The sequence below is a fragment of the Streptomyces sp. 15-116A genome, assembly GCF_025290915.1.
GTDB lineage: Bacteria > Actinomycetota > Actinomycetes > Streptomycetales > Streptomycetaceae > Streptomyces.
The window spans coordinates 1-10,442 of record NZ_JAOCQE010000229.1 but is presented as its reverse complement, the minus strand read 5'-3'; the positions used below and the strand labels follow the sequence as shown (position 1 = coordinate 10,442).

Here is a 10,442-nt window from a genome sequence, read left to right as displayed (position 1 = left end):
CGAAGAGGTCGAACTGCCCCTCGGCCTCCTTGCGCTTGACCGCGACCACGTTGTCGATCATCGGCTCGTACTGGGCGGTGAGCCCCTTGCGGGTGTGCCCCATGGAGTCGAAGGCGCCGACAGCCCCTACGCCTGAGGAGCACCGTGACCGACCCCCTGCACGCGGAACTGCTGGACCTGGCCCGCGAGGCGGCCCACCGCGCCGGTGAGCTGCTGCGCGACGGCCGCCCGGCCGATCTCGCGGTCGCGGCGACCAAGTCCAGCCCGATCGACGTCGTCACCGAGATGGACATCGCGGCCGAGAAGCTGATCACCTCGCTGATCGCCGAGCGCCGCCCGGACGACGGCTTCCTCGGCGAGGAGGGCGCCTCGACCGACGGCAGCAGCGGTGTCCGCTGGGTGATCGACCCGCTCGACGGCACGGTCAACTACCTCTACGGCCTGCCCACTTGGGCCGTCTCCATCGCCGCCGAAGTGGACGGCGAGACGGTCGTCGGGGCCGTGTCGGCGCCGATGCGCGGCGAGACGTACCACGCGGTGCGCGGCGGCGGGGCGTGGGCCACCGGTGCCTGGGAGGGCGAGCGCAGGCTGGCCTGCCGTCCCGCGCCGCCGCTGGACCAGGCCCTGGTCTCGACCGGCTTCAACTATGTCGCCGACGTCCGTACGCATCAGGCCGAGGTGGCACACCGGCTGATCCCCCTGGTGCGGGACATCCGGCGCGGCGGTTCGGCCGCGGTCGACCTGTGCGACGTGGCGGCCGGCCGCCTGGACGGCTACTACGAGCGGGGCCTGCACCCCTGGGACCTCGCCGCGGGCGACCTCATCGCCCGTGAGGCGGGCGCCCTGACCGGTGGACGCCCCGGAGAGCGCCCCTCCTGGGAGCTGACGGTCGCGGCCACCCCGGGCGTCCACGAGCCCCTCCAGAGGCTCCTGGAGGACTTCGGCGCCTGGCACGACTGATCACCGCCGGTCGCGTCCGGCGCGAGCGAGCGGGCCCCGGCGCTGGATTCGCCGGGGCCCGCTCGCGCAAGCTGCTGGTCGGGGTCAGACGCCGTGGAGGCTGACCTCCACGCCGTGTTCGGCGGCGAGACGGCGCAGGTCGTCGAGCTCTCCCTGCTCCACCTCGACGAGGAACTCGTCGCCCTCGTCGCGGGCGCGCGACAGATCGGACTCGGTCGCCTTTATGCGCTGCAGAAGTCCTGCGGTGAATGCGTCCATGCTGCGCCCCCTCGTCCTGGGTCGTGGGTCGATGGCACGGGGGTGTGCCGTTCGGAAAGGGACGATCACGTCTGCCGAGGATGCCCAGCGCCGCTCGGCCGGGCGGCGACGGTGCCGGACACCCACGCCCGCTCTGCGGGAAGCGGATCGATACGCACCGCATGGTGGTGCGGCACAAGCAGAGCGTGATCGCGGGATGTAAAACCCGTCCTCCCCAAGCTCCCTTCCGTGGAAACCTAACCGCGCGAGAAAATCTGCTATTCCCCTGCCGTTCCCCCGCAGGTTCCCCGGGGCCGCGCCCCCTCCCGCACCCCCTCTCACCTGCCTTACAGCCGACTTATGGAGGAAAAGGGCAGGATGGAGGTCAACACACCACCATCAGGAAGGACCAGGGACGTGCGTGTACTCGTCGTCGAGGACGAGCAACTGCTCGCCGATGCGGTGGCCACCGGACTGCGCCGCGAGGCCATGGCCGTCGACGTCGTGTACGACGGCGCGGCCGCCCTGGAGCGCATCGGCGTCAACGACTACGACGTGGTGGTCCTCGACCGCGACCTCCCGCTCGTGCACGGCGACGACGTCTGCCGCAAGATCGTCGAGCTCGGCATGCCCACGCGCGTGCTGATGCTCACGGCCTCCGGCGACGTCAGCGACCGGGTGGAGGGCCTGGAGATCGGTGCCGACGACTATCTGCCCAAGCCGTTCGCGTTCAGTGAGCTGATCGCCCGCGTGCGTGCGCTCGGCCGGCGCACCAGCGTGCCCCTGCCGCCCGTCCTGGAGCGCGCCGGGATCAAGCTGGACCCCAACCGCCGCGAGGTCTTCCGGGACGGCAAGGAGGTGCAGCTGGCGCCGAAGGAGTTCGCCGTCCTGGAGGTGCTCATGCGCAGCGAGGGCGCCGTGGTCTCCGCGGAGCAGCTCCTGGAGAAGGCCTGGGACGAGAACACCGACCCGTTCACGAACGTGGTGCGGGTGACCGTGATGACCCTGCGCCGCAAGCTGGGCGAGCCGCCGGTCATCGTGACCGTCCCCGGCTCGGGCTACCGGATCTGATCCGGCGATGGCAAGCACCCCCGCACCGGCGTCCCCGCAGGCCCCGCCGAAGCCCACCTGGGACCCGCGCCGGCCGGTACCACCCTTCCCCTGGCTGCGGCCCACCATCCGGATACGGCTCACGCTGCTTTACGGCGGCATGTTCCTGATCGCCGGCATCCTGCTGCTGTCGATCATCTACCTGCTCGCGGCGAACGCGCTGAACGTGGGCACCGACCTGCCTTTCCGGATCCTCTCCGGCGAGGTGTCCAGCGAGATCTGCCAACTGCGCAGCGACAAACTGCCCGCCGACGAGATGAACAGGGCGCTCAACGCCTGCGTCAACGAGCAGCGCCAGCACGCGCTGGACGATCTGCTCAGCCGCTCGCTGCTCGCCCTGCTCGGCCTCGCGATCATCGCCTTCGCCTTCGGCTACGCCATGGCGGGCCGGGTGCTGTCGCCGCTGGGCCGGATCACCCGCACCGCCCGCGCGGTGGCGGGCTCGGACCTGTCCCGGCGGATCGAGCTGGACGGCCCGGACGACGAGCTCAAGGAGCTGGCCGACACCTTCGACGACATGCTGGAGCGCCTGCAGCGGGCGTTCACCGCCCAGCAGCGCTTCGTCGGCAACGCCTCGCACGAGCTGCGCACCCCGCTCGCCATCAACCGCACGCTTCTCGAGGTGCACCTCTCCGACCCGAACGCGCCGGTGGAGCTCCAGCAGCTCGGCAAGACGCTGCTGGCCACCAACGAGCGCAGCGAGCAGCTCGTGGAGGGCCTGCTGCTGCTCGCCCGCAGCGACAACCAGATCGTCGAGCGCAAGCCCGTGGACCTCGCGGAGGTGGCCTCCCAGGCCATCGACCAGGTGCACGCCGAGGCCGAGGCGAAGGGCGTGGAGATCCGCGGCGAGCGGGAACCCGCGGTCGTCCAGGGCAACGGCGTGCTGCTGGAGCGGATCGCCCTGAACCTGGTGCAGAACGCCGTGCGGTACAACGTGCCGGAGGGCGGCTGGGTCGAGGTCGGCACCGAGGTCCAGCACGGCCAGGCGGTGCTGGTGGTGTCCAACACGGGCCCGGTGGTGCCGGCGTACGAGATCGACAACCTCTTCGAGCCGTTCCGCAGGCTGCGCACCGAGCGGACCGGCAGCGACAAGGGTGTGGGACTCGGCCTGTCCATCGCGCGGTCGGTGGCCCGGGCGCACGGCGGCCACATCTACGCCCAGCCGAGGGAGGGAGGCGGCCTCGTGATGCGCGTCACCCTGCCGATCTGACATCATTCCGCCGACACACGGGAGTGTTCGCTTTGCGCGGAATTTCCGCCGCGCCTCAGTCGTTGGCTCCTGTGTGATCGATCACACGGGCGATTTTCCAGCCATCTACTCTCCGTGATCATGTGCAGGGCCGGAAGGTCGGGAAAGTCCCGGTTTTCGGGGGCCTTGATCACGGGAAGTACACGGTGAGACGCCTTTGAAGTGCGGCATCAGGACCGTGTACGGTCCCCATCGCCATCCAAGCCGATCACTCTTGGGGAGTCCGGTTGGGTGTCGATTGAGTAACAGACCTTGATGTGAGGCAAAATCTCCGCCTCGGGTCGGGCACAAGTCCGGCCTCTCACGCGTTACGTGCGCTGGAGACACCGCAGACACCCAGAGGGGGAGAGCGACATGGCAACCGACTACGACACTCCACGCAAGACCGACGACGACGTCGACTCGGACAGCCTCGAAGAGCTGAAGGCTCGACGAAACGACAAGTCGGCCTCCGCCGTGGACGTCGACGAGTTCGAGGCCGCCGAAGGCCTTGAACTGCCCGGAGCAGACCTCTCGAACGAGGAGCTGGCCGTCCGGGTGCTGCCCAAGCAGCAGGACGAGTTCACTTGCATGAGCTGCTTCCTGGTCCACCACCGCAGCCAGCTGGCCAGGGAGAAGAACGGCCAGCCGATCTGCCGCGACTGCGACTGAGGACGGGTCGGCCGTGACAGGCTCGACCCCTCCCAGGAAGCGCCGCTTCCTTCCGAGGCGAGCGGACAAAGGGCCGCAGGACGGCCCGCAGCACACTGCGCGTGACGACGAGCGGGGCTCAACCGACACCGGGGCGGCCTCGCTCGAACCGGCAGCAGACCGGGGTGACCTCCCGGCGTCCGTGGAGGTCCCCGCCCCCGTGGCACGCAGGCGTGCCGCGGCATTCCGCGACATGGCCAGAGAGGGCGCCCGCAAGGGCGGCGCCCACGCCCGCGCGGGGCTGGCGTATCTCGCGGACCGGATCATCGAGATCGCCCCGCGCGTGCCCGTACGGGACCTTCAGACGCTGCGCAGGCAGTTCCCCGGGCTCGGTCCCGAGGAGATCGCCGACAAGCTCGTGGCGGGTGCGGCGAAGGCCACCGCGACGGTCGGGGCCGGAGTGGGTGCGGCGGCGGCGCTGCCCGTACCGCCCGCGATGCCGACCGAGCTGGCCGCCGAGGTCACCGGCGTCGCGGCGATCGAGCTCAAGCTGATCGCCGAGCTCCATGAGGTCTACGGCGTACGACCGCCCGGCTCCCTCACCCAGCGCAGCACCGTGTACCTCAACTCCTGGTCGGAGGAGCGCGGGGTCGAGGCGACCAGGCCGTCGACGCTGAGCGCGGCGATGAACAGCCGGATGAAGCGCGAACTGCGCCAGCGGATCATGAAGCGCATGGTCCGCAATCTGCCGAACCTGATGCCCTTCCTGGTGGGCGCCGCCGTCGGGGCGGCCATGAACCGCCGGGACACCCGCAAACTCGCCGGCCGCATCCGCGCCGATCTCCGCAGGATCCAGGTCCCCTGGGACGACCTCCCCGACCTCCCCGCCCTGGAACGCCCGGCGGACGCCCTGGAGATGAACCACCTCCCCGCGGACGCCATGAGGGAACTCGGCGGACACCGGGACCATGACGGCAGACGCGAGGACCGCTGAGGCGTCCCCCGGCCAGGCCGGCTGAGACGTCCTCCGAGGAAGACCGCTGAGGCGCCCTCCGGCGCCACGGGTGACCGCTCGCAGCGGATCCGCCGTCCCCGTGGCTGAGGGGACAAGCGAGTGTTCTGCCCGACAGGGCCTAGCTAGGCCGCGGTCTTCGCCGCCCGAAGGGCCTCCGCCAGGCGGGCCGGCTCGCGGGTGGACAGGAAGACGTAAGGAGTCGGGTCCTCGGGGTCCGTGATCTCCACGCGCAGGGCGCGGGGGATGTAGGCGCGCAGGAGCATGAAGGCGCGCGGGTCGGCCTTGTACGTGCGCCAGGCGCGAGCCTCCTCCGCGTCCAGGATCTCCGGCTCGCCCAGCGCCGTCACCGGGATCTTCGCCTCGCCCGCGATCAGATGGCCGCCGACCACCCGGATCCGCACCGAGCCGTACGAGCTGGCCACGACCGCCGCCACGGCGGTGCCGCCGGCCAGCCCGCCCAGCATGGGCAGCGTGCCGAACGGCAGCACGATCAGCGCCATCGACACCCCCACCAGGAGGGAGATCAGCCACCAGGAGCGGGGAGCGGTCAGGCGTTCTTCGTACGGGGCGGCGGAGAGCTGCATGGAGCCAAGCTTGGCACGGTGTCCTGACCGGGCCGACTCGCGGGTAAGGTCTGCGCCTGTGAGTGGTACTTCCCCAGCTCTTCAGCCTCCGGCCGACGCCGTGACACCGGTCCGCCATCCCGACGCTCCCGCGCCCGGCGAGCTCCTCGGCGCGCACTACGGCCAGTGTTTCGGCTGCGGCGACGAACAGGCCCACGGCCTGCACCTCCAGGCGCGCGCCGGCGAAGGCGTGTCGATCACCGCCGAGTTCACCGTGCAGCCCGCCCACCAGGGCGCCCCCGGCCTCGCCCACGGCGGCGTGCTCGCCACGGCCCTGGACGAGACGCTGGGCTCCCTGAACTGGCTGCTGCGCACCATCGCCGTGACCGGCAGGCTGGAGACCGACTTCGTGCGCCCCGTCCCGGTCGGCACCACGCTGCACCTGGAAGCCGAGGTGACCGCGATCGCCGGACGGAAGATCTACTCCAGCGCCACCGGACGCATCGGCGGCCCCGACGGGCCCGTCGCCGTCCGCGCCGACGCGCTGTTCATCGAGGTCAAGGTCGACCACTTCATCGACCACGGCCGGCAGGAGGAGATCCAGGCCGCCATGAGCGATCCGGACCAGGTCCGGCGGGCCCGCGCCTTCGAGGTGAACCCGTGACCCTCGACGTACTCATCCGGCGCGTCGATCCGGACGTACCGCTTCCGGCGTATGAGCACCCGGGTGACGCGGGGGCCGATCTGCGCACCACCGAGGCCTGCGAACTGGCGCCCGGCGAGCGGGCCGTGCTGCCCACCGGGGTGTCTGTGGCCCTGCCCGAGGGGTACGCGGCCTTCGTGCATCCGCGATCCGGTCTGGCCGCCCGCTGCGGCGTCGCCCTGGTGAATGCCCCGGGGACGGTTGATGCCGGGTACCGTGGAGAGATCAAGGTGATCGTGGTGAATCTCGACCCGCGGGAGACCGTGCGGTTCGAGCGCTTCGACCGGATTGCCCAACTGGTCGTCCAGCAGGTCGAGAGGGTGCGCTTCGTGCCGGTCGCGGAGCTGCCCGAATCGGCGCGGGCCGAGGGGGGCTTCGGGTCCACCGGCGGCCATGCCGCCGTGGGAAGTGAGAGCGGCACAAACGGTCAGGCCGCCGTGGGCGGCACAGCGGGTGGGAATCGATACGCTTCGGTCGTATCCGACCGGGAAGGACAGTGACGTGTTCGGACGTCGCAAGAAGAGGGATGCCGCCGAGGACGCGGCCGGCGAGGCCGAGCAGGTCGTCGACGGTGTCGACACTGAGGCGGACGAGGAGGCCGAGCGGCTGAGGCTCGAGCCGGCGCCCCGGCCCGACGGGCCCTGGGACAGCTCCGAGGTCAGCAACCCCGGCGAGGGCCGGGTCGACCTGGGCGGCCTGTTCGTGCCCGGCGTCGACGGCATGGAGCTGCGCGTGGAGGTCGCGGGCGACGCGATCGTCGCGGCCACGGTTGTGCTGCGCGACAGCGCGATCCAGCTGCAGGCATTCGCGGCTCCCAAGCGCGAGGGCATCTGGGGCGAGGTCCGCGAGGAGATCGCGGCCGGCATCACCCAGCAGGGCGGCATCATCGACGAGGTCGAGGGGCCGCTGGGCTGGGAGCTGCGGGCCCAGGTGCCGGTGCAGCTGCCGGACGGCACCGGCGGCTTCCAGGTCGTGCGGTTCGTCGGCGTGGACGGCCCCCGCTGGTTCCTGCGCGGAGTGATCTCCGGCCAGGGCGCGGTGCAGCCGCAGGCCGCCGGGCTGCTCGAGCAGATCTTCCGGGACACGGTCGTCGTCCGCGGCGAGGGCCCCATGGCGCCGCGCGACCCGATCGTCCTCAAGCTGCCGAACGACGCGCAGATGGTGCCCGAGGGCGTCCAGCAGGAGGAGGGCTCCCGGTTCGCGGGCGGCATGGGCCAGCTGCAGCGCGGCCCGGAGATCACCGAGGTCCGCTGACCGGCGTACCCGGCGTTTCAGCACGTACGGCGAGGACCGCACCCGGCAGGTGCGGTCCTCGCCGCGTGTGCGCGGCTGTTGATCGGCCGGCCGCCGGGCGGGGATACTGGCGCCCGGTTCCACGGGGGTTCCACGGGGGAGGGCGGGCGGATGACACAGGTGGCCACGGAGACGATGGTGCGCGTCGAGGACGTGCACAAGTCGTACGGCACCGGAGCCGCCGCGGTGCACGCGCTGCGCGGTGTCTCCTTCGAGGTCCCGCGCGGTGAACTGGTCGCCCTCAAGGGGCGCTCGGGATCCGGCAAGACCACGCTGCTCAACATCGTCGGCGGCCTCGACACCCCCGACCGGGGCCGGGTCGCCGTGGACGGGCTCGACATCGCCGGACTCGACGAGGACGGGCTGCTCGCGCTGCGCCGGGACCGCATCGGCTTCGTCTTCCAGTCCTTCGGGCTCATCCCGATCCTGACCGCCGCCGAGAACGTCGGCGTCCCCATGCGGCTGCGCCGGGCCGACCCCTGCGAGCGGGAGGAACGCGTCGAGCTGCTGCTGTCCCTGGTGGGCCTCGCCGACCATGCCGCACAGCGGCCGGGCGAGCTGTCCGGCGGCCAGCAGCAGCGCGTCGCCATCGCCCGCGCCCTCGCCAACAGCCCCTCTCTGCTCATCGCCGACGAGCCGACCGGCCAGCTGGACGCGGAGACCGGCCACGCGGTGATGGAACTGCTGCGCGCCGTCGTCCACAGCGAACGGGTCACCGCCCTGGTCGCCACCCACGACCCCACCCTCCTCGACCTGGCCGACCGGGTCCTGGAACTCCGCGACGGAGAGATCATCGAGCACTGAGCGGTCGCCCCGCACCGGGGGCCGCTTCCGCGCGGATACCGTCTGCGCCCCCGAGGAGCCCGCGCCGCCGCGTCAGAATCGCGTCAAAGTGCGGGTTCGTACCCCGTTCGGAGGACTTCGCGGCCGATGCGGGGTCGTAGGGTCGACTGCGCTCAGGCAGTGGGACCGGAAGACAATGAGGCCATGGGACGGGGCAGACTTCGCATTCATCTCGGTGCGGCACCGGGCGTCGGGAAGACGTACGCGATGCTGTCCGAGGCGCACCGCCGCCTCGAACGGGGCACCGACTGCGTCGTGGGCTTCGTCGAGCACCACGACCGGCCGCGGACCGCGGCGCTGCTGCACGGTCTTGAGCAGATCCCGCGCAAGGAGCTGACACACCGCGGCACCGTCTTCACCGAGATGGACGTCGACGCCGTGCTCGCCCGCCGCCCCCAGGTCGCCCTCGTCGACGAGCTCGCCCACACCAACGTCCCCGGCTCCCGCAACGCCAAGCGCTGGCAGGACGTCGAGGAACTGCTCGCCGCCGGGATCGACGTGCTGTCGACCGTCAACATCCAGCACCTGGAGTCGCTCGGCGACATCGTCGAGTCGATCACCGGCGTACGGCAGCGCGAGACCGTGCCGGACGAGGTGGTGCGGCGGGCCGACCAGATCGAGCTCGTCGACATGACCCCCGAGGCCCTGCGCCGCCGCATGGCGCACGGCAACATCTACCAGCCCGACAAGGTCGACGCGGCCCTGTCCAACTACTTCCGCCCCGGCAACCTCACCGCCCTCAGGGAACTGGCGCTGCTGTGGGTGGCCGACCGGGTCGACGTCCACCTCCAGCGCTACCGCCGTGAGCACCAGGTCTCGGCGATATGGGGATCGCGCGAGCGGATCGTCGTCGGGCTCACCGGAGGGCCGGAAGGACGGACGCTGATACGGCGGGCCGCACGGCTCGCCGAGAAGGGCGCCGGCGGCGAGGTGCTCGCCGTCTACATAGCCCGCAGCGACGGGCTGACCTCCGCCTCGCCCAAGGAGCTGGCCGAGCAGCGCACCCTCGTGGAGGACCTCGGCGGCACCTTCCACCACGTCGTCGGCGACGACATACCGGCCGCCCTGCTCGCCTTCGCGCGCGGCGCCAACGCCACCCAGATCGTGCTCGGCTCCTCCCGCCGCAAGACCTGGCAGTACGTCTTCGGGCCCGGCGTCGGCGCGACCGTGGCCCGCGAATCGGGCCCCGACCTGGACGTGCACATCGTCACCCACGAGGAGGCGGCCAAGGGGCGCGGCCTCCCCGTAGCGAGGGGCGCGCGGCTCGGCCGGTCGCGGATGGTGGCGGGCTGGGCGGTCGGCGTGGCCGGCCCGGCGGTGCTGGCCCTGCTGCTGAGCGCGATCGATCCGGGCCTCGCCAACGACATGCTGCTGTTCCTCGCGCTGACGGTCGCCGCCGCCCTGATCGGCGGACTGTGGCCCGCCCTCACCTCCGCGCTGATCGGCTCGCTGCTGCTCAACTGGTACTTCACCCCGCCCCTGCACCGCTGGACCATCGCCGACCCCAAGAACATCGTCGCCCTCGTCGTCTTCGTCGCCGTCGGCGCGGCGGTGGCCTCCGTGGTCGACCTCGCCGCCCGCCGCACCCACCAGGCGGCCCGGCTGCGTGCCGAGTCGGAGATCCTCTCCTTCCTCGCCGGCAATGTGCTGCGCGGCGAGACCGGCCTGGAGGACCTGCTGGAGCGGGTCCGGGAGACCTTCGGCATGGAGTCGGCGTCCCTGCTGGAACGCACCGGCGAGGCCGAGCCGTGGACCTGCGCCGGGCATGTCGGCCGCGGTGAGCCGGTGCGGCGGCCCGAGGACGCCGACGTGGACGTCCCCGTCGGCGACCACATGGCG

At 71.6% G+C, this 10,442-nt stretch carries 12 protein-coding genes; 10 read left to right on the top strand and 2 right to left on the bottom strand.

What is annotated here, in order from left to right:
* The first annotated feature begins 144 nt into the window (after positions 1-144).
* Entirely contained in the window at positions 145-960 is an 816-nt protein-coding gene (locus N4P33_RS27170; protein ID WP_260829432.1) for an inositol monophosphatase family protein, read from the top strand.
* Between the two features lie 84 nt (positions 961-1,044).
* Here N4P33_RS27170 and N4P33_RS27165 read toward each other — a convergent pair whose 3' ends face one another.
* Positions 1,045-1,218 (bottom strand): hypothetical protein, encoded by a 174-nt coding sequence (locus N4P33_RS27165; protein ID WP_260829431.1) that lies wholly within the window; start codon positions 1,216-1,218, stop codon positions 1,045-1,047.
* A 396-nt stretch (positions 1,219-1,614) separates the two neighbouring features.
* Here N4P33_RS27165 and N4P33_RS27160 point away from each other — a divergent pair, with 396 nt between their 5' ends.
* The 4 genes from N4P33_RS27160 to N4P33_RS27145 all read left to right on the top strand — a co-directional run bounded on the left by N4P33_RS27160 (position 1,615) and on the right by N4P33_RS27145 (position 5,180).
* Positions 1,615-2,268, top strand: a complete 654-nt coding sequence (locus tag N4P33_RS27160; protein ID WP_003993508.1) for a response regulator transcription factor — start codon at positions 1,615-1,617, stop codon at positions 2,266-2,268.
* Positions 2,269-2,275: 7 nt separating this feature from the next.
* Positions 2,276-3,517: a HAMP domain-containing sensor histidine kinase gene (locus tag N4P33_RS27155; protein ID WP_260829427.1), complete on the top strand. Its 1,242-nt coding sequence runs from the start codon at positions 2,276-2,278 to the stop codon at positions 3,515-3,517.
* Positions 3,518-3,910: 393 nt separating this feature from the next.
* Entirely contained in the window at positions 3,911-4,207 is a 297-nt protein-coding gene (locus tag N4P33_RS27150) for a DUF4193 domain-containing protein (protein ID WP_003993510.1), read from the top strand.
* Positions 4,208-4,220: 13 nt separating this feature from the next.
* A complete protein-coding gene (locus tag N4P33_RS27145) occupies positions 4,221-5,180 on the top strand; it encodes a hypothetical protein (RefSeq protein ID WP_260829422.1) in 960 nt (319 codons plus the stop codon).
* Between the two features lie 143 nt (positions 5,181-5,323).
* On the opposite strand, the gene N4P33_RS27140 is transcribed toward N4P33_RS27145, so the two are convergent.
* Positions 5,324-5,785: a DUF3093 domain-containing protein gene (locus tag N4P33_RS27140; protein WP_260829421.1), complete on the bottom strand. Its 462-nt coding sequence runs from the start codon at positions 5,783-5,785 to the stop codon at positions 5,324-5,326.
* Between the two features lie 58 nt (positions 5,786-5,843).
* Between N4P33_RS27140 and N4P33_RS27135 the strand changes: the two genes are divergently transcribed.
* The 5 genes from N4P33_RS27135 to N4P33_RS27115 all read left to right on the top strand — a co-directional run.
* A complete protein-coding gene (locus N4P33_RS27135) occupies positions 5,844-6,428 on the top strand; it encodes a PaaI family thioesterase (protein WP_260829420.1) in 585 nt (194 codons plus the stop codon).
* Positions 6,425-6,967, top strand: coding sequence for a dUTP diphosphatase (dut, locus tag N4P33_RS27130; protein ID WP_260829419.1), 543 nt, complete (start codon positions 6,425-6,427; stop codon positions 6,965-6,967). Before N4P33_RS27135 ends, dut begins: the two co-directional genes overlap by 4 nt.
* Before the next feature lies 1 nt (position 6,968).
* A complete protein-coding gene (locus tag N4P33_RS27125; protein WP_260829418.1) occupies positions 6,969-7,721 on the top strand; it encodes a DUF3710 domain-containing protein in 753 nt (250 codons plus the stop codon).
* A 150-nt stretch (positions 7,722-7,871) separates the two neighbouring features.
* Positions 7,872-8,564, top strand: a complete 693-nt coding sequence (locus N4P33_RS27120) for an ABC transporter ATP-binding protein (RefSeq protein WP_260829417.1) — start codon at positions 7,872-7,874, stop codon at positions 8,562-8,564.
* 183 nt (positions 8,565-8,747) lie between these two features.
* Positions 8,748-10,442 (top strand): DUF4118 domain-containing protein (locus tag N4P33_RS27115; RefSeq protein ID WP_260829416.1); only part of this gene is annotated, 1,695 nt, incomplete at its 3' end.

Coding starts and splice junctions, on each gene's coding strand:
- N4P33_RS27165 (WP_260829431.1), bottom strand. CDS start 1,218: ATGGACGCATTCACCGCAGGACTTCTGCAGCGCATAAAGGCGACCGAG.
- N4P33_RS27155 (WP_260829427.1), top strand. CDS start 2,276: ATGGCAAGCACCCCCGCACCGGCGTCCCCGCAGGCCCCGCCGAAGCCC.
- N4P33_RS27150 (WP_003993510.1), top strand. CDS start 3,911: ATGGCAACCGACTACGACACTCCACGCAAGACCGACGACGACGTCGAC.
- N4P33_RS27140 (WP_260829421.1), bottom strand. CDS start 5,785: ATGCAGCTCTCCGCCGCCCCGTACGAAGAACGCCTGACCGCTCCCCGC.
- N4P33_RS27120 (WP_260829417.1), top strand. CDS start 7,872: ATGACACAGGTGGCCACGGAGACGATGGTGCGCGTCGAGGACGTGCAC.